General features: G+C 63.5%; 18 protein-coding genes. 8 read left to right on the forward strand and 10 right to left on the reverse strand.

What is annotated here, in order from left to right:
• Nucleotides 1–48: 48 nt before the first annotated feature.
• Entirely contained in the window at nucleotides 49–2,283 is a 2,235-nt protein-coding gene (locus tag THIVI_RS00235; RefSeq protein WP_245537332.1) for a Mur ligase family protein, read from the reverse strand.
• Nucleotides 2,284–2,699: 416 nt separating this feature from the next.
• Between THIVI_RS00235 and THIVI_RS00240 the strand changes: the two genes are divergently transcribed.
• Complete coding sequence (locus tag THIVI_RS00240) at nucleotides 2,700–4,988, forward strand: cyanophycin metabolism-associated ABC transporter (protein WP_245537333.1); 2,289 nt, start codon at nucleotides 2,700–2,702, stop codon at nucleotides 4,986–4,988.
• A 31-nt stretch (nucleotides 4,989–5,019) separates the two neighbouring features.
• On the opposite strand, the gene THIVI_RS00245 is transcribed toward THIVI_RS00240, so the two are convergent.
• Nucleotides 5,020–6,024: a CapA family protein gene (locus THIVI_RS00245; RefSeq protein ID WP_014776646.1), complete on the reverse strand. Its 1,005-nt coding sequence runs from the start codon at nucleotides 6,022–6,024 to the stop codon at nucleotides 5,020–5,022.
• Entirely contained in the window at nucleotides 6,021–6,470 is a 450-nt protein-coding gene (locus THIVI_RS00250) for a hypothetical protein (RefSeq protein ID WP_014776647.1), read from the reverse strand. Before THIVI_RS00250 ends, THIVI_RS00245 begins: the two co-directional genes overlap by 4 nt.
• An 81-nt stretch (nucleotides 6,471–6,551) precedes the next feature.
• Between THIVI_RS00250 and THIVI_RS00255 the strand changes: the two genes are divergently transcribed.
• The 4 genes from THIVI_RS00255 (at nucleotide 6,552) to oadA (ending at nucleotide 11,053) form a co-directional block, all read left to right on the forward strand.
• Nucleotides 6,552–7,046, forward strand: a complete 495-nt coding sequence (locus THIVI_RS00255; protein WP_014776648.1) for a cyanophycin metabolism-associated DUF1854 family protein — start codon at nucleotides 6,552–6,554, stop codon at nucleotides 7,044–7,046.
• 167 nt (nucleotides 7,047–7,213) lie between these two features.
• Nucleotides 7,214–8,632, forward strand: coding sequence for an acetyl-CoA carboxylase biotin carboxylase subunit (locus THIVI_RS00260; protein ID WP_014776649.1), 1,419 nt, complete (start codon nucleotides 7,214–7,216; stop codon nucleotides 8,630–8,632).
• A 44-nt stretch (nucleotides 8,633–8,676) separates the two neighbouring features.
• Nucleotides 8,677–9,144 carry a Uma2 family endonuclease gene (locus THIVI_RS00265; protein ID WP_014776650.1) on the forward strand — a complete coding sequence of 156 codons (468 nt, stop codon included), beginning with the start codon at nucleotides 8,677–8,679 and terminating at the stop codon, nucleotides 9,142–9,144.
• Between the two features lie 79 nt (nucleotides 9,145–9,223).
• Complete coding sequence (oadA, locus tag THIVI_RS00270) at nucleotides 9,224–11,053, forward strand: sodium-extruding oxaloacetate decarboxylase subunit alpha (RefSeq protein WP_014776651.1); 1,830 nt, start codon at nucleotides 9,224–9,226, stop codon at nucleotides 11,051–11,053.
• Between the two features lie 101 nt (nucleotides 11,054–11,154).
• Here the strand turns inward: oadA and THIVI_RS00275 are convergent, their stop codons facing one another.
• Both THIVI_RS00275 and THIVI_RS00280 read right to left on the reverse strand, forming a co-directional pair.
• Nucleotides 11,155–12,429 carry an HlyC/CorC family transporter gene (locus THIVI_RS00275; RefSeq protein ID WP_014776652.1) on the reverse strand — a complete coding sequence of 425 codons (1,275 nt, stop codon included), beginning with the start codon at nucleotides 12,427–12,429 and terminating at the stop codon, nucleotides 11,155–11,157.
• A 207-nt stretch (nucleotides 12,430–12,636) separates the two neighbouring features.
• On the reverse strand, nucleotides 12,637–13,116 hold the full coding sequence (locus tag THIVI_RS00280; RefSeq protein WP_245537334.1) for an APC family permease: 480 nt from the start codon (nucleotides 13,114–13,116) through the stop codon (nucleotides 12,637–12,639).
• Nucleotides 13,117–13,118: 2 nt separating this feature from the next.
• Here THIVI_RS00280 and THIVI_RS23185 point away from each other — a divergent pair, with 2 nt between their 5' ends.
• Complete coding sequence (locus tag THIVI_RS23185; protein WP_014776653.1) at nucleotides 13,119–13,841, forward strand: IS1 family transposase; 723 nt, start codon at nucleotides 13,119–13,121, stop codon at nucleotides 13,839–13,841.
• Between the two features lie 2 nt (nucleotides 13,842–13,843).
• On the opposite strand, the gene THIVI_RS00290 is transcribed toward THIVI_RS23185, so the two are convergent.
• The 5 genes from THIVI_RS00290 to tatA form a co-directional block, all read right to left on the reverse strand.
• Nucleotides 13,844–14,833 carry an amino acid permease gene (locus THIVI_RS00290; RefSeq protein ID WP_245537335.1) on the reverse strand — a complete coding sequence of 330 codons (990 nt, stop codon included), beginning with the start codon at nucleotides 14,831–14,833 and terminating at the stop codon, nucleotides 13,844–13,846.
• A 102-nt stretch (nucleotides 14,834–14,935) separates the two neighbouring features.
• The gene (locus THIVI_RS00295) at nucleotides 14,936–16,390 is read right to left on the reverse strand and encodes a TrkH family potassium uptake protein (RefSeq protein WP_014776654.1); all 1,455 of its coding nucleotides are present in this window, start codon (nucleotides 16,388–16,390) and stop codon (nucleotides 14,936–14,938) included.
• A complete protein-coding gene (gene trkA, locus THIVI_RS00300) occupies nucleotides 16,390–17,799 on the reverse strand; it encodes a Trk system potassium transporter TrkA (protein WP_014776655.1) in 1,410 nt (469 codons plus the stop codon). The genes THIVI_RS00295 and trkA overlap by 1 nt, the downstream gene beginning before the upstream one ends.
• Complete coding sequence (locus tag THIVI_RS00305) at nucleotides 17,796–18,845, reverse strand: FAD:protein FMN transferase (RefSeq protein ID WP_052314917.1); 1,050 nt, start codon at nucleotides 18,843–18,845, stop codon at nucleotides 17,796–17,798. The genes trkA and THIVI_RS00305 overlap by 4 nt, the downstream gene beginning before the upstream one ends.
• Nucleotides 18,846–18,889: 44 nt before the next feature.
• On the reverse strand, nucleotides 18,890–19,129 hold the full coding sequence (tatA, locus tag THIVI_RS00310; protein ID WP_342610377.1) for a twin-arginine translocase TatA/TatE family subunit: 240 nt from the start codon (nucleotides 19,127–19,129) through the stop codon (nucleotides 18,890–18,892).
• Nucleotides 19,130–19,270: 141 nt separating this feature from the next.
• Between tatA and THIVI_RS00315 the strand changes: the two genes are divergently transcribed.
• Both THIVI_RS00315 and THIVI_RS00320 read left to right on the forward strand, forming a co-directional pair.
• Complete coding sequence (locus tag THIVI_RS00315; protein WP_014776658.1) at nucleotides 19,271–19,528, forward strand: hypothetical protein; 258 nt, start codon at nucleotides 19,271–19,273, stop codon at nucleotides 19,526–19,528.
• 15 nt (nucleotides 19,529–19,543) lie between these two features.
• The gene (locus THIVI_RS00320; RefSeq protein WP_014776659.1) at nucleotides 19,544–21,484 is read left to right on the forward strand and encodes a TSUP family transporter; all 1,941 of its coding nucleotides are present in this window, start codon (nucleotides 19,544–19,546) and stop codon (nucleotides 21,482–21,484) included.
• Nucleotides 21,485–21,678: the final 194 nt, after the last annotated feature.

The raw sequence follows: 21,678 nt of genomic DNA on the forward strand, positions 1-21,678 counted from the left end.
TGGCCGCTCAACCTGGAGCGCCTCCCGAGCGGTCGGCGCGGATCCGCCTCACGCCTGCCCCATCAACACGGCGGGATCCCGCGCGGACGCGGCTGTCAGCGTCGTTCGGAGCAACGGCAGTTCCCGCAGCGCTGCATTCCCCGCGAGGTGGGCGCGCACAAAATCGACGGTCTCGTCGATCACGTCCGCCTGGATCAGCAGCAGATCCCCTGGCTGTGCCTGCCACAGCGCCGACTCCACCGCATTCTGCCAGCCGTGGATGGTTTGGATCTCGCGCACCCGCTTGCCTAGGGCCAATCCCTGATTGAAGATCGACATAATCTCGCCCGGCTGACGTCCACGGGTGTAGTGATCCTCATAGAGGATGACCTGGTCGAAGGCGTGGCCCAGGATCTCGCCCTGACGAATCAGGTCCACGTCGCGTCGATCCCCGGCGGCGGAATAGACGGCCAGCCGACGCCGATGCGGGAAGACCCCAAGGGCCTCAATCAAAGCGATGAGCGCGGAGGGGTTGTGGCCATAGTCGAAGACCACGGTGGCGCCACCGATGGCAAGTACATTGAAGCGCCCCGGACTCTTGTCCAGATCGGCCCCGAAGGTCTCCAGGGCAACGGTCAGGGTTTCCAAGGGGACGCCCAGGGACCAGAGGGCGGCCGCACCCGCCAGGACATTTTCGACCTGGAAGCGAATCTGCCCGTCGTGGGTCAGAGGGATACGGCTTAATGGGAGCAAGGTCCATTCGTTCTTGCCCTCGGCCAGGATCAGGTCCAACCCCCGTGTGAAGGCCACGCGCCGACCATTCCGCCGGTGGCGCAAGATCAGTGGATGACTGGCCTCGCGGGCGAAGAACAAAACGTCACCCCGGCAATGCCTGGCCATCCGGGCGACCAGGGGGTCGTCGGCATTCAGCACGGCGGTCCCCTCTGGACCGACTCCGCGCACCAGGGTCTGTTTGACTTCGGCCAGCTCCGCGACGGTGTCGATCCAGCCCAATCCTAGATGGTCCCCTTCGCCGATGTTGGTGACCACCGCCACGTCGCAGGCGTCGAAACCCAGACCCTCGCGCAGGATGCCGCCCCGGGCGGTCTCCAGCACTGCCGCCTCCACCTGGGGGTTGAGCAGCACCAGCCGGGCGCTCTTGGGTCCGGCGCAGTCGTCGGTGTCGATGCGCCGCTCGCCCAGATAGATCCCGTCGGTACAGGTCATGCCGACGAAGCGTCCGGAGATGCCGAGTCCATGGGCGATCAGGCGGGTCACGGTGGTCTTGCCGTTGGTTCCGGACACGGCCACGATCGGGATGCGGCCGGTCTCGCCGGGTCGGAACAGGGTATCGAGACAGGCGTCGGCAATGGAGCACGAGTGTACTGCTTTGAGGTAGAGATCGAGCGGTGGATAGGAAACGACCTCGCTCACTCGACCACCCTGCGACTCCAGGGATTGCGTAATGTCCGGCACTGCCAGACGCACCTCCGCCGTTTCTAGCCCCAAGGCGCGCACCGCGTCCAGGCAGCGGGCGCGCACCTCATCATGGAGCAGACCGCTCACGTCCGTGATTGTGGGGTCAATTCCGTTGCCGCTGGAATCCAGTTGCCACCAGAGCGCGGCAAGCACGCGCTGTCCAGCCACCAGAATCCGATAATGGGTATCCTTGACCGGTGCATCGGTGCAGCCCAAGCCGGTGGCCGCCAGCAAGGTGTCGAGTAATTCCCGGTTCTGGCTCGCCTCCAGGGTCGCTGGCTCGGCTTCGGCCGGTACCGTGCGGAACCAACGTCGCTGTCGGGCGCCATGACCGAATTGCAGCAACTCGCCGGGTAGTCGGCGCACCGGGATACCGCGCGCCTGGGCGGCAGTCAGGAGCGCGGTGCCGGTGGGCGTGAGAGCAATGTCTTGTGCCTTGCCTCGCAATGCCTCCAGCAGGAACTCGGCGTCGCACTGGGTGCCAGCCAAGGCGGCCTTGACGATTTCGAGCGCGGTTTCGGCGCAGTCCGCCGCTGGCAGTCCCTCGATCGACTGGAAAACCAGGCGATAGACGCCCGGTTCGGAGGTGTGGCGTACCCGCGTAAAGTCGGGGCGCTTGCCGATGCGGGCGGCCAGCTCAAGGATTATCTCCAGAAGCACCTGCGTCAGCCAGCGTTCGTGGCGCTTCTGGTCGTGTTTGATTGGCGGTCGACGCGGTCGCTTCAGACCCGGTAGCAACCGGCCCAGGCGCGGGCGTAGATAGGCGGACGACCACAGGATGTCGCCAGGCGGATGGTCGGAAAGATCCAGCCAGACTTCGGCCACGGGAAAATCGGCCCATAGGTTAAGGCCGCGCAATTCACGAACTCTGCGGATATGCACTCGATCTGACCCGACACGCAATTGAACGGGCGTTCTCCCTCGGGCTCGATGGCCGACCTTGCATCGGCCGGGCGCTCGAAGCCTGAGGAACCTGGATCAGCAAGGATCGCGCGCCCGTCGCGCGATCCGTACTCGACCCTCCATGGGCCACAAGCGACTCGCGAACGGAGGTCGGGTGGGGAGGTCGCGGCGAGATGCTATGACGGGGGCGCGCGAAAGTCGAGATCCGCGAATCCGCCCAGCGTCTCCCGAGTTGCCATCGACAGCTTTTCTGGAAAATCTGTGCCCCAAGTGCGACCATGAGCGCCTCCCGTTCGCTTCGCCGGCGCTCGCTCGTTTGCATGGATCCCGACAGTCCCTTGGCCCAACCAGCATCTCCAACCGATCTTCCGTCACTTCCCTGGGACGCCCCGAACGGACCCTTACCGCCCTGGTGGACCGCCGCCCTTCAATCTCAACTCGACGCGGGAGAATTCCCACTCGCCTGGTTCGTGCCTGACCTGAATCAGCGGCTCCATTATCACGCCGGCTTCCTGTGTTTAACGCCGCGCCGGCTGTTGGGTCCGGATCCGACCGGGGCCACTGATGTCTGGATGTCCTGGCCGCTGGCCGAGCTGGATCAGGTGCAGGCCGGTCAGCGTGGTGAGGCGGGATTCCTGGAGCTACTGGGGACGGATCGGCGGCTCGCGTACTGGCGCCATACCGCCGCCTGCCAGGCGTCGGCCAAACGCTTTGCCGCGCAATGCACCGCCGCCATTGACCGACTCGGCGGCAGAGCGGTCGCGGGAGGCGAAGGCCAGGGGACCATCTGCCCCACCTGCGGCGCAGTGGTTCCCTCTGGCCAGACCGATTGCGCCTTTTGCGTCGCGCCGCCGCTGCCGCCGCCCGGTCGTTCGCTCTGGCGGCTCACCCGTTTCGCGCGTCCACGGGTCGGACTCATCGCCCTGGGCTTCGGTCTCATGCTCGCCTGCACGGCGGTCAGTCTGGTCCCGCCCTATCTCACGATCCCATTATTGGACGAGGTGTTGATTCCTCACCAGAGCACTGGCGCACCCCTCGACCACGGGCTCGCCCTGTTCTACCTGGCCGGTCTCGGGGGTGCGGCACTGCTCGCCTGGTTACTCGGCTGGGGCCGTACCTATGTGCTGGCCGTCGTGAGCGAGCGCATCGCCGCCGACCTGCGCAGCGCGACCTACTCGCACTTGCAGACCCTATCCCTGGAGTTCTTCGGCGGCAAACGCACCGGGGATCTGATGGCGCGCATCGGCACCGACACGGAACGGCTCTGCTATTTTCTCTCGGTGAGCCTGCTCGACCTGCTCAACGACCTGCTGACCATCCTGATGGTCTCCGTGGTTCTCTTCTCGATCGATCCGGTGCTGGCGCTGGTCACCCTGGCTCCGTTTCCATTGATCGCCTGGCTGGTCCAATCGGTGCGCGCGCGTCTGCGCCACGGCTTCGAGCGCGGTAGTCGCGCCTGGGCGGAGATGACCAGCGTGCTGGCGGACACCATCCCCGGTATCCGGGTGGTCAAGGCGTTCACCCAGGAGCGGCGCGAAATCGAGCGCTTCGATCAGGCCAACGAGAATGTGGTTGCGATCAACACCCGAGTCAACACGCTCTGGTCCTTCTTCGGCTCGACCGTGACCTTTCTCACCGAGCTGGGGCTGCTGGTCGTCTGGGCCTTCGGGGTGTGGCAGGTCGGTCAGGACCATGTGACGGTGGGCGTGCTGACCGCCTTCATTGCCTACATCGGCCGCTTCTATGCTCGGCTGGACACTCTGAGCCGACTGGTCGGAGCGGTGCAGCGTGCCGCCGCCTCGACGCACCGCGTCTTCGAAATCCTGGATCGTATCCCCAGCGTCCCGGAGCCGAGCCACCCGGTCGCGCTGGAACGGGTCAAGGGGGCCCTCGAACTGCGGGGCGTATCGTTCCAGTACGGGCCACGGCGCGTCCTGCACGACATCAACCTCGCGATCCAGCCGGGCGAGATGGTGGGTCTGGTCGGCCACACGGGGGCGGGCAAGACCACGCTCGTCAATCTGATCTGCCGCTTCTTCGACGTCGCCGAGGGCCAACTGCTGGTGGACGGCGTCGATGTCCGTTCCTTCCCGGTGGAAGCCTACCGGCGCAACATCGGAATCGTTCTGCAGGAACCTTTCCTGTTCTTCGGCACCATCGCCGACAACATCGCCTACGGCCGTCCGGGCGCCAGTCGGGCCGAGGTGATGGCCGCCGCCCGTACTGCCCGCGCCCATGAGTTCATCCTGCGTCTACCGGACGGCTATGACTCGCTCGTGGGGGAGCGTGGCCAGTCACTCTCCGGCGGGGAGCGCCAGCGCATCTCCATCGCCCGCGCGCTGCTCACCGACCCTCGGATCCTGATCCTCGACGAGGCCACGTCCTCGGTCGATACCGAGACCGAGCGGGAGATCCAGGGCGCCATCGACAACCTGACACAGGGGCGCACGACCATTGCCATTGCCCACCGTTTGAGCACCCTGCGCCAGGCCGATCGGTTGGTGGTACTGGAGCGCGGACGGATCAGCGAGGTCGGGACGCACAAGGCACTACTGGAGCAGCGGGGCGCCTATTACCGGCTCTACCATGCCCAGATGGAGCAGGCGAAGCAGCATGTGATCATGTAACCGCGCCCGGCGCGCCAAGCGTGGATTCCCGTCAGCGATTTCCGCAGGGCAACGGGTTTTCCTGTCCGCGTTCCCAGCAGACCTCTTCGGGAGACGGGGCCGGGTGAGGAATGCCCTCGGCGTCGAGGTGAGCGATGACGATCCGCCAGCGACGCACGCCCGCGCGATCCAGATCCAGTCGGAGCAGCCAGCCGGTCGTGTTGATAGCCTCGGTGAACCCGTTGAAGACGAAGTTCCCCAGGCTGTAAATGACCGGCTTGCCGCGATACTGCTCGATGTCCTGGGTGACATGGGGGTGACCGCCGACGACCGCGTCCGCCCCCGCGTCGATCATCAGGCGCGCCAGTTGGCGTTGACGTGGACTGGCGGCGGTCTCGTGTTCCCAGCCCCAGTGCATGATCGGGATCACCAGATCGGCTTGGAAGACCTCGCGAGCCTTGGCGATATCGAGTTGCACCTGCTCATCCTCGCTCCAGGCAATCCCCGGTTTGTCGTAATCGGCCTCGAAGCTGCGCGGCAGGAATTCGTTGTAACCCAGCAGCGCGATCCGCAGGCCATGACGCTCGATCACCAGCGGCCGATGCGCCCGCGACAAGTCGCTGCCGCCCCCGAACCAGCCGATGCCCGCCTGTCCCAGCAGGTCGAGCATCTCGCCGAAGGCAACCGGGCCAAAATCGCCGGAATGATTGTTCGCCAGGCTCACCGCATCGAAATGCCGTTTGAGCGGCTGCAAGACGCGCGGATGGGCGCGGAAGGTGTAGGGCTTTCCCGGCTCGACCTCCCCACGGGTGGCGACGACACATTCGAGATTACCCACGCGAATGTCGGCGCTGTCCAGGATGGCGGCAAAGGACGCAAAGGGATCGCGACCGCTCCGGATCGCCTCGCCCGGCGTCTCGTCGAGCATGAGATCGCCGACGATGGCGAGCGTGACGGTCGGTTCGGGAGGAGGCAGATTCTCCGCGATGGCAACGCCAGAGACAGCGCAAGCGCAGCAGAAAATCGCGGCTAGACGCGAGCGATGAACCGGGATCATGGGGCGGCCTCGATCAGTGTGCAACCATATTGCAGTTCTCGCTCCCGGCCAGGGGAGTACAGAGAATGGCGCCCGGTTAGGGCGTCGGTCGACCCGCCGGTTTGAATCGCGGGTGTTTCGTATCTCGCCTCATGCAACAACATCCAGCGCCCGTTGGCTCGATAATAGCTGTAGAGCTTGACGTAGCGGACCTGCTGTTCGTCGCCGACCGCCACCGCCTTGAAACGAAACCGTCCATTGATGTCGGTGGACTCGACGCGGTAAGAGTCGGTGACCGGAGCGGATTCGACCGTTTGGGTTGTGCCGCCCTGATCGATGGTGCAGCGCAAACGTGGCGCGGCGAACGCCATTGCCGGGAGGGCGCAGACGGCGAGCAGGCCAATCCACCCCATCGAATCGAACCAGGCGACGGAGCGGATGGCGGGTTTGGTGGAGCCTGGAAACATGGCCTCTTTCCTGGTTGACCGATAGAATTGAGATGGAAACAGAATGCGCGCCAACAATGCAAATCCTCGACAGGTAGAGGCATGACCACCAGTCAAAAGACGCCCCAGCACCCCCTCGATTTTCACTTGTGCATCAACCCGTTCGGTCGACTGACCTACATCGATGCCACAGGTGTCGAGCACCAGGATGCCATTCCGGTACGGGCCTACCCGTTGAGCGATCCCCGGCGCTGGGTGACCATCTGCGACCACGAGGGGCGGGAACTGCGCTGCATTGAGGACTTGGCCATCCTGCCGCCGGATGTCCGTGCGACTCTGGAAGACGAACTCGCCCACCGGGAATTCGTCCCCCGCATCTTGCGGGTGATCCAGGTTTCCAGCTATCTGGAACCCGCGGAATGGGAGGTGGAGACCGATTGCGGTCCGACTCGCTTCGTCCTCAAGACCGAAGAGGACGTGCGCCGCCTAGGCCCCCACAGCGCCCTGATCCTGGACTCCCACGGTGTCCGCTACCTGGTTCCCGACACCCGCGATCTCACCCCGTATGGCCGACGAGCGGTGGACCGATACTTATGAGGGATGCTTTTGATCTTGTCGAGAAATACGTCCTGATTTTCTCGCGCGCGCTCGCTCGCTATGCTTACTCCTCCTTTTCGGCTATATTGCTGCATAGCAGCATAAACTGCGAGCTTGCTCGTGACCACGATTTCGGCCGCTGAACCGGCCGCTTCAGAGGCCAACCGATGCTTCGAAAGATTCTGATCGCGAACCGCGGCGAGATTGCGGTCCGTGTCATCCGCGCCTGTGCCGAGATGGGGATCCGCTCGGCGGCCATCTATGCCGAGGCCGACCGTCATTCGCTCCATGTCAAAAAGGCCGACGAAGCCTATAGCCTGGGCAGCGATCCGCTGGCGGGCTATCTCAATGTCCACAACATCGTCAACCTGGCCCTGTCGACCGGTTGCGATGCCGTGCATCCCGGCTACGGTTTTCTGTCCGAAAACCCGGAACTGGCGCGCGCCTGCGCGCGACGCGGACTGACCTTCATCGGCCCGACCGCCGAGGTGATCGCCCGCATGGGCGACAAGACCGAGGCGCGGCTCGCGATGCAGAAGGCCGGTGTTCCGGTGACGCCCGGCAGCCCCGGCAACCTGGAGAGCCTGGACGCGGCCCTGCGCTTCGCCGACGAGATCGGCTATCCGATCATGCTCAAGGCGACCTCCGGCGGCGGCGGGCGCGGCATCCGGCGCTGTGACGATGCCCATGCGCTGCGCAATAACTACGAGCGCGTCATCTCCGAAGCCACCAAGGCGTTTGGTCGCGCCGAGGTCTTCCTGGAAAAGTGCGTGGTCAATCCCAAACACATCGAAGTTCAGATCTTGGGCGATCATCATGGCAACTGCGTGCATCTCTACGAGCGCGATTGCTCGATCCAGCGACGCAATCAGAAGCTGATCGAGATCGCCCCCTCGCCGCAGCTCGACGAGGCCGAACGCCAGTATGTCGGCGGCCTGGCGGTGCTGGCGGCGCGCGCTGTCGGTTACACCAATGCCGGCACCATCGAGTTTCTGCGCGATTCGGACGGGCGTTTCTATTTCATGGAGATGAACACCCGCATCCAGGTCGAGCACACCATCACCGAGACCATCACCGGGGTCGATCTGGTGGAGGAACAGATCCGCATTGCCGCCGGGCTGCCGCTGCGTTTCAAGCAGCACGAGATCCAACGGCGCGGCTTCGCCATGCAGTTCCGCGTCAATGCCGAGGATCCCAAGAACAATTTCCTGCCGAGCTTCGGGCGCATCTCGCGCTATTACGCCCCCGGCGGTCCGGGCGTGCGTACCGATGGGGCGATCTACACCGGCTACACGGTTCCGCCGCATTATGATTCCATGCTGGCCAAGGTGATCGTCTGGGCGCTGAACTGGGAGGATGTCGTCAATCGCGGCCATCGCGCGCTGCGCGACATCGGCGTCTATGGCGTCAAGACCACCATCCCCTTCTATCAGGAGATCCTGCGTCACCCCGATTTTCGCTCTGGATCCTTCGATACCAGTTTTCTGGAGACGCATCCCGAGTTGCTGGACTATTCCACCAAACGTCGCCGCGAGGATGTCGCCGCCGTGCTGGCAGCGGCGATCGCGGCGCATGCCGGTTTGTAGCGCGCGGTCGTCGTCAACCGCATCGTCCAGGTGAGTTCAGACATATGCAATGGTCAGAGATCGTCGCCGATCCCGCGCTCAAGGATTTGCCGTACAAGATCGAAACCAACGAATACGGGCAGATCGTCATGTCGCCGCACAAACGCATCCATGCCATCTGGCAGGGAGAAATCGAATGGCGGTTGCGCCAGTGTTTGCCCATGGGGCGCACCGCGCCGGAGTTCGCGATCGATACGCGACTGGGCACCAAGACGCCCGATGTCGTCTGGTACTCCCGGGACCGCGAGGCTGACCTGCTGGCCGATCAAGGTTTGGCGCCCGAGATCTGTATCGAGGTGCTCTCGGGGAGCAACACCAATCGCGAACTGGCGACCAAGCGGACGCTGTACTTCGAGGCGGGCGCCCTAGAGGTCTGGCAGTGTGACGAGACCGGCGCGCTCCGCTTTCATACCCCGGAGGGTGAGCGGACGCAGTCCGTGCTGGCGCCTGAGTTTCCGCGACAGTTGACCTGACGGGCCGGCCCGTTCGACCGAGCAGACCCAGATCCAGACATCCAACTAACCAATTGCCTCGCTTTCCGAGATTGACATCATGCCAAAGATCAACATTACCGACGTTGTCCTGCGCGACGCCCACCAGTCGCTGCTCGCGACGCGCATGCGCACCGAGGACATGCTGCCGATCTGTCCCAAGCTGGACGCCATCGGCTACTGGTCGCTGGAATGCTGGGGCGGCGCGACCTTCGATGCCTGCGTGCGCTTCCTGAAGGAAGATCCCTGGGAGCGTCTGCGCAAGCTGCGCGAGGCGCTGCCGAACACTCGCCTGCAGATGCTGCTGCGCGGCCAGAATCTGCTTGGCTACCGTCATTATTCCGATGACGTGGTACGCGCCTTCGTGGCCCGTGCTGCCCAGAACGGCATGGATGTGTTCCGCATTTTCGATGCACTCAACGATCCGCGCAATCTCAAGACGGCGATCGAGGCCACCAAGGCCGCCGGCAAGCATGCCCAAGGCACCATCTGCTACACGGTCAGTCCGGTTCACACCGTGGCCGGTTTCGTCCAGTTGGGGAAGGAACTGGCGGCCATGGGCTGCGACTCCATCGCCATCAAGGACATGGCGGGTCTGCTGACGCCCTATGTCACGGCCGAGCTGGTGAAGGCGCTGAAGGATAGCGTCGACCTGCCGCTGCATCTGCACTCGCACGCCACCTCAGGTCTGGCCGATATGTGCCATCTGAAGGCCATCGAGAACGGCTGTGATACCCTGGATACCGCCATTTCATCGATGGCTGGCGGCACCTCGCACCCGCCCACCGAGAGTCTGGTCGCCGCATTGCGCGGCACCGACTACGACACCGGCCTGGACCTGGAGGCGATCCAGGAAGTCGGGATGTATTTCTATCAGATCCGCAAGAAGTACCACCAGTTCGAGAGCGACTTCACCGGCGTGGACACCCGGGTCCAGGTCAATCAAGTGCCCGGCGGCATGATCTCCAATCTGGCCAACCAGTTGAAGGAACAGAATTCGCTGGAGCGCATGAACGCGGTGCTCGAAGAGATTCCGCGAGTACGCATGGATCTCGGCTATCCCCCGCTGGTGACGCCAACCTCGCAGATCGTCGGCACCCAGGCGGTGCTCAACGTCCTGACCGACAAGCGCTACCAGACCATCACCAACGAGGTGAAGCTCTATCTGCAGGGGCGCTACGGACGCGCGCCGGGCGCGATTAACCCGACCCTTCAGCAGCAGGCCATCGGCAACGAGGACCTGATCGACTGCCGCCCGGCCGACCTGCTGACACCGGAGATGGAGCGACTCCGCCACGATATCGGCGAACTCGCAATCTCCGAGGAAGACGCCCTCACGTATGCCATGTTCCCGGAGATCGGGCGCGCTTTCCTGGAACATCGCGCCGCCGGCACCCTGCATCCGGAACCGCTGGAGCCGCTACCCAGCGGCGCTGGCCCCCGCACCGCGCCCACCGAGTTCAATATCGCCGTCCATGGCGAGACCTATCACGTCAAAGTGACAGGCACGGGACATAAGAGTCAGGACGAACGTCATTTCTATTTCGCCATCGATGGCATCCCGGAAGAGGTGGTGGTCGAGACGCTCGACGAACTGGTGCTGACGGGCGGCGCCCAGGGCGCGGTCAAGAAAGCCATCGCCGGCAAGCGTCCCAAGCCCACTCAGCCCGGCCATGTCGCCACCTCGATGCCCGGCAACATCGTCGACGTGCTGGTGAAGGAAGGCGATACGGTGGCGGCCGGTCAGCCGGTGCTGATCACCGAGGCGATGAAGATGGAGACCGAGATTCAGGCGCCCATCGCCGGGACGGTCACCGCCATGTTCGTCATCAAGGGCGATGCGGTGAATCCGGATGAGGTGTTGCTGGAGATCACGCCGGCTGAGCGTTGACCAACAGGCGTCGGATTCTGGTCATCGTCTCGCGATGACCATGGATTGCAGCCATGTCGGGCTCACGCGAAACAGTGCGGCAAGCCACGCGGACGCGCGCTTCAACGCCGCCCCTTGCGCAGCGTGCGCTGAATGACCTTGACGGTCTTCACCCCTGAATCGGCGGTCTGGATGATCTCCAGCGGATGGTCGTGGAGCTTGAGGCTGGTGCCCGGCTCCGGGATGGTCTCCAGGTATTCGAGGATCAGGCCGTTGAGGGTCTTGGGGCCGTCGGTCGGAAGCTCCCAGCGCAGCGCGCGGTTCAGATCGCGCAAGCCAATACCGCAGTCGATTAGCAGACTGCCGTCCTCGGCGCGATGGATCTCCTCGATGCTGTCGGAAGGGTCGGTGGTGAACTCGCCGACAATCTCCTCCAGCAGATCGGTCAAAGTGATTAGTCCAAGGAAATCGCCGTACTCGTCCACCACCAGCGCCACGCGCCGCTTCAGCCGCTGGAAGTTGAGCAGTTGCTGATAGAGCGGCGTGCCCTCCGGCACGAAGTAGGGTTCGCGCGCGATCTTGCGCAGATGCTCCTTGTCCAGACCCTTCTCCAGCAGGGCATGCAGGGCGTTGCGGGCATGAAAGACGCCGATGACGTTATCGACGCCGCCGTCGAACAGCGGCAGGCGGGTATAGCCGGCGTTGCGGATGGCCTGGAGGATCTCGTCCTCGCTGTCCTGGAGGTCGATGCCCTCGACCTCGTGACGCGGAATCATGATGTCTTCCACGGTCGCGTGTTCCAGATCCAGGATCGCCAGCAGCATATCGCGGCTGCGCTCCGGGACCATGGCGCCTGATTCGCTGACCACGGTGCGCAGTTCCTCGCGACTTAGCGCCGTATTCGAACCGCCTTCGGGGGCGATCCCCATCAGCCGCAGCAGTCCGTTGGTGACGAGATTGACGGACCAGACGATGGGATAGAGCACCTTGAGCAGCGGCGCATAGACATAGGCGGCGGGAAAGGCGAGGCGCTCTGGATGGAGCGTGCCGTAGGTCTTGGGCGTGACCTCGCCAAAGACGAGGATCACCAGGGTCAGGATGCCAGCGGCGAGGCCGATCGCCGCCTCGCCGCCGAGGCGCAGCGCGATGATGGTGGCCAGGGCCGAGGCCATGGTATTGACGAAGTTGTTGCCGAGCAGGATGAGTCCGATCAGCCGGTCGGGGCGGTCGAGCAGCTTGCGGGCGCGCCGCGCGCCGCGATGGCCCTGGTCGGCCAGGTGCCGCAGCTTGTAGCGGTTCATGGTGAGGAGCGCGGTCTCGGAGCCGGAAAAGAAGGCCGAGAGCGCGATCAGGACGAACAGGGCGAAAAACAGGCCGGTCAGGGGAAGTTCGTTCACGGAGTACCGAGGTGTGGCGGGCGTTGGCGCTATTCTAACGACATTCGGGCGTTGATCGTCGTTTCGGTCACCGTCGTTCGGTCCGCGCAGCGGACCCTACGGTAGGGTCCGCTGCGCGGACCATCGGCCGATCGGTGCTGGCCGGAACGATGATCAAGATCGACAGGTTCTCCGACCCGACCATGACGTCTTGCAGAGACTCTCCGTTCAAGATTCGACGGCCGCCAAGGCACTGTGGCGGCGCGAATACATGAAATAAATCACGAGCCCCAGCGCCAGCCACAACCCGAAACGTAGCCAGGTCACGAGCGGCAGATTCAGCATCAGATAAAGGCAGGAGATCGCGCCAAGCAGGGGGACGACCGGCGACCAGGGTGTCTTGAAAGGCCGCGGCAGATCGGGATGCGTCGCGCGCAGGCTGACTACGCCGATGCACACCAGAAAGAAGGCGGCGAGGGTGCCGATATTGACCAGTTCGGCGACCTCGCCGATGGGTGTCAAGCCCGCGACCGCTGCCATCAACAACCCGCTCACCACGATGACCCGAATTGGGGTATGGCTCCGTGAGTTCACGCGGGCGAAAACCGGTGGCAGCAGCCCGTCGCGCGACATCGCCAGGAACACGCGCGTCAGGCCGTAGGTAGTGCCCCAATCTATAGGATCTAAAATCTGACTGGATTTATTCAAACATGAATCACTGCCCAACTTGCAACACCACCAAGATCGTGAAGAATGGATTTAATGCAACCGGAAAGCAAAACCATCTTTGTCGGGAATGTGGCCGTCAATTCGTGATTGACCCCTTAGTTTCAGCGATTTCTGAAGAGACCAAATCGCTGATCGATCGACTGCTTCTTGAACGGATTGCGCTTGCTGGTATCGCGCGTGTTGCAAATGTCTCTGAATCCTGGTTGCAAATCTATGTCAATCAAAAATACGAGGGCGTTCCGCGCCAATTAAACGTGCCAAAGTTGTCTGATTTTCGACTGGTTGTCGAGTGCGACGAACTGTGGTCATTTGTTTTGAAAAAAGATGAAAAACAATGGGTTTGGATCGCGAAAGATCGTGACTCTGGATATGTTGTCGGACTTTATATCGGATCTCGTGGCATTAAGGGTGCGCAAGGATTATGGAATTCATTGCCACGCGATTATCAAGAATTGGCCGATTTCTACACCGATTTTTGGGAAGCTTATCAATCCGTTTTTCCAGAATTCCGTCATTACGCTGTCGGTAAGGAATCGGGAAAGACAAATCATATCGAACGATACAACTGCACACTCAGGCAACGTATTTCCAGGCTCGTACGAAAAGCACTTTCTTTCTCAAAAAAGCTTGAGAACCATATTGGAGCTATTTGGCATTTTGTCCATCATTATAATAGCACTCTCTCAGTTAAAGCTCATTCGTGAAATCATATAGAGAAGGGCACTACCAGGCCGTAATAGAGCACCAGCATGACGGTGGTCAGACCGGCGATGGCCCCGGCCGCGACCAGTCCGGCGGCCCAGGGATAGCCGAGCCGCAGCATCACATCGGCGACCGGGGAGCCGACGTTGAGGCTGGGATAGGCTATGATCGCCGTGAGCAGCCCCGAGACCACGATATAGATCAGGGTACAGACTCCAAGCGAAACCAGAATCCCGATGGGCAGGTCACGCTGGGGATTGCGCGCTTCCTCGGCGGCGGTCGAGACGGCATCGAAACCAACATAGGCGAAGAAGATCAGGGCCGCGCCGCCCATGACCCCGTTCCAGCCAAAGGGCATGAAGGGACTCCAGTTGGCGGGTTGGACATGGGACGCAGCCACCAGGATAAAAATCGTGATGGCGATCAGCTTGACCACCACCATGATCGCATTGAAGCGCGCGCTCTCGCGCACCCCCAGGCTCAGGAGCGCCGCCAGGATCAACACGATGAGCGCGGCCGGCAGATTCACCAGCCCGCCCTCCAGCGGCCCCTTCGTCAAAAGCTCCGGGAGGGCCAGTCCAACCGCCGCCAGAGCGTTGTTGACATAGCCGGACCAGCCGATGGCGACCGCCGAGGTCGCCACGCCATATTCGAGGATCAGATCCCAGCCGATGATCCAGGCGACGATCTCGCCGAGTCCCGCGTAGCTATAACCGTAGGCACTCCCGCAACCGCCGACGGAGGCGGCCAGTTCGGCATAGGCCAGGGCACTGAAGGCGCAGGCGATACCAGCGACCAGGTAGGACAGGACGATGGCTGGACCCGCCTGGGTTGCCGCCGCGACGCCCGTCAGCACGAAGATGCCGGCCCCGATGATGGCGCCGATCCCGAGCAGCGTGAGATCCAGGGGACCGAGCACCCGCCGCAGTTCCCCACCGTGCAAGTCGTGACCCGCGTTGATCATCTTGGTTCGCAGTAATTCGGACAACCGCATGGAACCTCCTGAAAAATCAAATGGACTGGGAGATCGCCACAAGTCGAAGCGACATCGAAAAATTCGTGGGCACGGATTTGCCCGCACCCATCAAGTCCGCGCCTATTTCCGCCAGAACTGTGGCGTAAAGAGGATCAGCAGCGAGAACACTTCCAGTCGCCCGAGCAGCATGGTCACGCTCAAGACCCAGGTTTCGAAATCGGTGAGTCCGCCGTAATTCGTCGCCGGTCCGACCACGCCCAGGCCCGGCCCGGCGTTGTTGATGCAGGCAATGACCGCAGTGAAGGCCGAGATAAAATCCAGCCCGCCGAAGATGAGCAGGAAGGTCATGGCCACGATGCTCATGAAATAGAGAAAGATGAACCCCAGGATGGCCACGACCACGCGGTTGGGAACGGCCATCCCGCCCACCGTGACCGGAGCCGCGAGCGCTGGATGCAGCAGCCGGGTCAGTTCGCGAGAGCTTTGGCGGACCAGGATCAGGGTGCGGATCATCTTGATGCCGCCACCGGTCGAGCCGGAGCTGGCGGTGATCGCGGAGAGAAAGAGCATCCAGAAGGGGACGAAGGTCGGCCACAGGGCATAGTCCGTGCTGACGAAGCCGCAGTCGGTCGCGATCGAGACCAGATTGAAGCTGACATGACGCAGCGCCGTCAGGAAATCCTGATAGACCTCGCCCCACCAGAGATAGAAGGCGCAGCCCAGACTGCTCGCCAGGAGCACGATCACCACCCCGCGTGCCTCGGCGTCGCGCCAGTAAGCCCGTGGACTGCGCTCGCGCCAGACGGTGAAGTGGGTGGCGAAATTCAGCGCGGCCAGGACCATGAAGCCGATCAGCACCGCCTCGATGGCGGGCGAATCGAAGGCGCCGACGCTGGCGTCGCGGGTCGAGAAGCCGCCCAGACTGAGGGCTGCGAAGGCGTGACAGATGGCATCGAACCAACTCATGCCGACCAGCCACAAGCCGAGGATACAGGCCAGGGTGAGCACCAGGTAAATGACCCACAGCACGGCCGCGGTGTCGGCGATGCGGGCGGTGAGCTTGGCGTCCTTGATGGGGCCGGGCACCTCGGCACGAAACAACTGCATGCCACCGACGCCGAGCATCGGCAGGATGGCGACCGCCAGCACGATGATGCCCATGCCGCCCAGCCAATTGATCGCATGCCGCCAGAGGTTGATGGAGGGGGCGACGGTATCGAGCCCGACCATGACGGTCGCGCCCGTGGTGGTCAGGCCGGACATCGTCTCGAAGAAGGCGTCGGTGAAGGAGAGTTGCTCGTGCAGCATCAGCGGCACGGTGGCGATGGCCGAGATCAGGGTCCAGGACAGGGTGACCAGGATGAAGCCATCGCGCGCCTTCAGCTCCCTCCGGTAACGCCGGGTCGCCAGCGTGAGCGCGCCGCCCACCGCCACGCAAGCGGCCAGACTGATGACGAAGGTGAGCAGGGTGCCATCGCGATAGAGGATGGCGCAGACGATCGGCAGCAGATAGGTCACGCTGAACACCATCAACAGGTGCCCGAGGACATTTAGGACCGAGAGCAGCGCGCGCATCAGAAAAAGGTCAGGCCGACCTGGAAATAGCGTTCGACCTTGGGCACCAGATCCTTGCTCGCCAGAAAGAGGATGACATGATCCTCGGGCTCGATGAGGGTATCGCCATGGGCGATCAGCACCTGACCGAGGCGCAGGCTGGCACCTGGGCTATCGCGGCTGATCCCGCGCACGATGGCGCCGATGCTGGCGCCCTGGGGAAGGTCCAGCTCATCGATCCGCCGACCGATGACCTTGGAGGTGGTGGGGTCGCCATGGACCACGAATTCCAGCGCCTCCGCCGCCCCGCGGCGCAGACTGTGCACCGCCGCCACGTCGCCGCGGCGCACATGCGCGAGCAGCGAGCCGATGGAGATCTGGGCCGGCGAGATGGCGATGTCGATGCGATCGGCCTGGAGCAGATTCGCGTAGGCGCGCCGATTGATCAGGGCCAGTACGCGGCGCGCGCCGAGACTCTTGGCCAGCAGGGACGCCAGGATGTTGTTCTCGTCGTCGTTGGTCAGGGCCAGGAAAACGTCCATGTCGTCGATGTTCTCGGCGGCGAGCAGGGTCTCGTCGGTGGTATCCCCGTGCAAAACCAGCGTATTCGTCAGGGTGGCGCCGAGTTCCCGGGCGCGCGCCTCATCGGCCTCGATCACCTTGACCTGATAGCGCTCCTGCGCGACGCCCGCCAGACGGGAGCCGATGTTGCCGCCGCCCGCGATCATGATCCGTCGCGTCGGCTGGTCGCAGCGGCGCAACTCGCTCATGACCTGACGGATGTTCTGGGTGGCCGCGAGATAAAAGACCTCGTCGCCCGTCTCGATCAGGGTGTCGCCCTCGGGCGCGAGCGGTTGATCCCGACGATAGATGGCGGCGATGCGGGCGTCGATCTTTGGCATGTGCCTGCGCAGGTCGGAGACCGGGTGTCCGACCAGCGGACCGCCCGCCACGGCGCGCGTCGCGACCAGACTGACCAGGCCGTCGGCGAATTTCAGCACCTGCAGCGCCTCGGGAAACTCGATGAGTTTCAGCAGATAGTCGGTGACGATCTGCTCCGGGCAGATGCTGAAGTCCACCGCGAAATTCTTGCTATCCAGCAGTTCGGGGTGTTCGCTGTAGTCGGCCGAGCGCAGCCGCGCGATCTTGGTCGGGATCTTGAAGAGGGTGTCGGCGGTGCGGCAGGCGCAGAGATTGGTCTGATCGCTCTGCGTCACGGCGATCAGCAGGTCGGTATCCTCGGCCCCGGCCTGGCGCAGCACGGAGGGCAGCGCCGCGTTCCCGACCACGGTTCGCAGATCCAGGAGTTCCTGCAATTGGCGCAGACGCCGGATGTCGGTGTCGATGACGGTGATTTCGTTGGCTTCGGACACCAGGCTTTCGGCCACGGACGCCCCGACCTGGCCGGCGCCCAGGATGATGATCTTCACGGTTGATGGCTCCGTGCCAGATCGTCCTCGAAGGCCGGGCTGCCGAAGCCGCGCGGCACGTCCCCATCGCGAACGATGAAGTAGGCCGCCAGCCCTTGGGATGCCGCGAGCGCCGGTCCCCGCGTCTCTCCGAGGACCATGAACGCGGTCGCCAGCCCGTCGACGACCATCGCACGGTCACCGATCACCGTGGCCGAACCCAGGTTGCGTTCGATCGGCGCACCGGTACTGGGATCGATCTCGTGAGAATAGCGTTTGCCGTCCTTCACGAAGAAGTTGCGATAGTCGCCCGAGGTCGAGATGGCGCGGTCGGAGACGGGGACGATGCGATGGACGGTGCGTTGGTCTGGTAGCGGTTCCTCGATCGCAATGGCCCAGGGCTGGTTCTTGGCATTGCGTCCCTTGGCGCGAATGGTGCCAGCCACCGCGATCATATAATGGTCTACGCCAGACGCCTCCAGCCCGGCCGATACCCGGTCGGCGCCGACCCCTTCGCCGAGCGCCGAGAGATCGATGTAGAGATCGCCCCGTGCCTTGCGAACGGCTGGCGGCGCTACGCGCAGTTCCAGCTTGCGCCAGCCGACGCGCGCTTGGGCGGCCTGGATCTCCGCCTCGGTCGGCAGCGCCTCCGGGCGTGCCTCGGGACCGAAGCCCCAGAGATTGACCAGCGGCCCGATCGTGATGTCGAACGCGCCATCGGTCAGGGCGGCGATGCGCTGGCCTTCGGCGATCACCGCGTGGAGGTTGGGCGAGAGAGGAATCCAATCGGTGCTGGGATTGCGGTTGAGGCGGGATAACTCGGAGGTCGGATCATAGGTCGAGAGTTCGGCGATCACCTCATTGAGCGCCGATTCGACCTGGCGCTTCAGCGTCTCGGCGTTCATGCCAGCGGGTGGGCGGGCGACCTTGACCGAGTAATAGGTGCCCATCGTGGGGCCTTCGATCTCGATCAAAGGCGCCGTGCGCTCGCCGCAGCCGGTGAGCAGAAGGGCGAATACGGTGATTGCAGGCAGAATCCAGGATTCGCATCGGCGGAGACTTTTCATGACTGTACGGAGAATCTTCATCGCCTGAGTCTGTTTCGCCGTGTTCACGTCGGGCGGTCAGACTGCGTATGAAAATCCTGGGGTTGGTCTCTCCCCGAGGGGGCCTCATCCGCTCCCGCAGGCCCGCCACTAGAGACGGATCGCCGGAAATCCCGGATGGCCGATCCCAGATCCGAGGCGATGCCCGGCAACCGTTTGGACCCGAACAGGAGCAGTACCACGACCAGAATCAATAGCAATTCCCAGAAACCGATGCCGGAAAAACCCATGGTAAGGAACCTCATGAGAGAGAACGAATACAAGTGTTCGCGCGCGTCACTCGAACAGGTTTTGGAGCCATCGACAGGCACCTGCCAGACAATGTGTGCATAATCCTACGGCACGCGCTCATTTGCCAACACCCAATTGATGAGGAGACGCTCGCGATGAGTTCACCCAGTTCAGCCCCCGGACGTTCGTCGCGGGCACTCGCCATCACGCTGACCCTTGGAGCGGCAAGCGCGCTTCTGTATTTGCTGCTGTTCCTGTTCGCCGACCGGTTGAACGAGATCGCCACCGCCACGCGCGACGGCGAAAAGCTTTACGCCCTGATCCCGCTCGCCGTCGCCATGGTCTTCTCCTTCGTACACGGCGCTTTCACCGGGCATTTTTGGGATCTGCTCGGCCTGCGCGCCAAGAAATAACGGGGGATCGCCAGCGTGGAAAATATCCAGTTCATCGACCTCAACCTGGTTTCGGTCCTGATCCTGTTTGTGGTCGGGTTCGTCGGCGGCATGGTCAGCGGTTTTATCGGCTCCGGTGGCGCCTTCGTACTGACCCCGGCGATGATGAGCATGGGCGTGCCGGGCGTGGTCGCCGTGGCCAGCAACATGGCCCACAAGTTTCCCAAAGCCCTGGTCGGCGCCCATAAGCGTAACAAATACGGCCAGGTCGACATCAAGCTCGGGCTTGTCATGGGGCTCTTCGCCGAATTCGGCGTGCTGTTCGGCAAGCACATCATGGTCGGGATCAAGGAGAGCTTCGGCGCCGCCGGGACTAACCTCTATGTCTCGTTCGTCTTCGTGGTGGTGCTCGCGATCGTCGGCGGCATGGTCCTGCGCGATGCGATACGGGAACGGCGCGGCGAGCGCATCGGCAGTCAGGCGGAGGGACCGAGCAAGCTGGTCCAGCGGGTGCGTCGGATCGTCATCCCCGGCACCATGGTGCATCTGAAAAGCGTCGACGCGCGGGTGTCTTTTCTCGTCATCGCCCCGCTCGGCTTCGCCACCGGACTCCTGGCGGCGACCATCGCGGTCGGCGGCTTCATCGGCGTGCCGGCCATGATGTACATCCTCGGGCTGCCGGCCATCATGGCGAGCGCGACCGAACTGGTCGTGGCCTTCGTGATGGGTCTGGGCGGGAGCCTCTTTTACGCGCTGGAAGGCTACGTGGACATCCGGCTCTCGATGATCATCCTGGCCGGCTCGCTGTTCGGCATCCAGATCGGGGCCATCGGCACCACCTATGTCAAGGACCATGTCGTCAAGTTCGTGATGGCCGCGATCATGCTGCTGGTGCTGGTCAGCCGCTTTTTCTACATCCCCGGCTATCTCTCCGAATTGGGATCGATCCCCGCCCTCGATCCCGCGACCATCGGCTGGCTCGACGGCATCGGCGAGGCGGCATTGGTCTTCGCGCTGCTGTTCGGGGGCGTCATGATCCTCCAGGCGCTTTATCAGGGGATGCGTGAGCATCGTGCCGCCACCCTTCTGGCGCCAGCGCCGCAGGTTGCCCCGGTGGCCGCCGTGGCCGGCGGACCGCAACTCTCGCCGCTCGGGCGCTTCGAGCGCTTCCTGGTCGCCAGCGACGGCTCCGATTTCAGCGCCGCCGCGGTACGCGAGGCAATCGGTCTGGCCCGCCGGTGCGGTGCCGAGCTGCATCTGATGTCGCTGATCGCGACCGGTGTCGAGTACGAAGCGATGGGTACCTCCATCCTCAAGCAGGAAATGGCAACCGCTCAGGCACACCTGGACGAGATTCGGGGACAGGCGGTGGCGGCCGGGGTGCGCTGCGAGACTCACCTGATCCAGGGCAGCAACGTGCACCAGGAGATCTGCGATCTGGCCGAGCAGTTGAACGTCGACCTGATCGTCATGGGCCGGCGCGGACGGCGCGGCCTGGCGCGCATGATGCTCGGACATGCCACGGCGCAGGTCATCGGGTTGGCCCATTGCAGTGTTCTGGTGGTGCCGCGCGCGGCGCATATCGACGCACGTCGTCTCCTGCTCGCCACCGACGGCTCGCGGTTCGCGGAGGCGGCGGCGATCACCGCCGGCAGTCTCGCCCGTGCCTGTCGCGCGCCGATGACCGTGGTCTCGGTCACGACCGAGAGCCATGGCCCGGAGCGGCGCGCGCTCGCCGAGCAGGTCGTCGAGCGTGTCCTGGCCCATCTGCGCGGCGAGGGCATTGCCGCCGACGGGCAAGTGCTGCAAGGGGAGCCGTCGGAGCGCGTGGTCGAATTGGCGCGCGAGCGGGAGGTCGATCTCATCGTCACCGGCAGCCATGGCCGCACGGGGTTGGAACGCGCACTGCTCGGCAGTACCTCCGAGCGCATCCTGAACGCGACTCCCTGCGCGGTGCTGGTCACCAAGGCCGGTTGATCGTGGGCTCCGTCCCGCTGGAATGAAGTTAAGCCGTTCGTGGTGAGTCCCGAGCCCGTCGAAGGGTCGAACTGTGAACGACTTAACAGTCAGGTGGCCAGGATTTTCCGTGCGCCTGGTTGTAGCTTGATGGTTTACGCGCTCTGCGTGAGGCGGAGATCGCCGTTCTCAACGCAACGCTGGAGTGGCGCCAT

Origin of the sequence: Thiocystis violascens DSM 198, assembly GCF_000227745.2 — a bacterium.
Lineage (GTDB): Bacteria > Pseudomonadota > Gammaproteobacteria > Chromatiales > Chromatiaceae > Chromatium > Chromatium violascens.

Coding starts and splice junctions, on each gene's coding strand:
- tatA (WP_342610377.1), bottom strand. CDS start 19,129: ATGAGGTTCCTTACCATGGGTTTTTCCGGCATCGGTTTCTGGGAATTG.
- THIVI_RS00265 (WP_014776650.1), top strand. CDS start 8,677: ATGCAATGGTCAGAGATCGTCGCCGATCCCGCGCTCAAGGATTTGCCG.
- THIVI_RS00295 (WP_014776654.1), bottom strand. CDS start 16,390: ATGCGCGCGCTGCTCTCGGTCCTAAATGTCCTCGGGCACCTGTTGATG.
- THIVI_RS00315 (WP_014776658.1), top strand. CDS start 19,271: ATGAGTTCACCCAGTTCAGCCCCCGGACGTTCGTCGCGGGCACTCGCC.
- THIVI_RS23185 (WP_014776653.1), top strand. CDS start 13,119: ATGAATCACTGCCCAACTTGCAACACCACCAAGATCGTGAAGAATGGA.
- THIVI_RS00290 (WP_245537335.1), bottom strand. CDS start 14,833: ATGCGGTTGTCCGAATTACTGCGAACCAAGATGATCAACGCGGGTCAC.
- THIVI_RS00305 (WP_052314917.1), bottom strand. CDS start 18,845: ATGAAAAGTCTCCGCCGATGCGAATCCTGGATTCTGCCTGCAATCACC.
- THIVI_RS00255 (WP_014776648.1), top strand. CDS start 6,552: ATGACCACCAGTCAAAAGACGCCCCAGCACCCCCTCGATTTTCACTTG.
- THIVI_RS00250 (WP_014776647.1), bottom strand. CDS start 6,470: ATGTTTCCAGGCTCCACCAAACCCGCCATCCGCTCCGTCGCCTGGTTC.
- THIVI_RS00245 (WP_014776646.1), bottom strand. CDS start 6,024: ATGATCCCGGTTCATCGCTCGCGTCTAGCCGCGATTTTCTGCTGCGCT.
- THIVI_RS00260 (WP_014776649.1), top strand. CDS start 7,214: ATGCTTCGAAAGATTCTGATCGCGAACCGCGGCGAGATTGCGGTCCGT.
- oadA (WP_014776651.1), top strand. CDS start 9,224: ATGCCAAAGATCAACATTACCGACGTTGTCCTGCGCGACGCCCACCAG.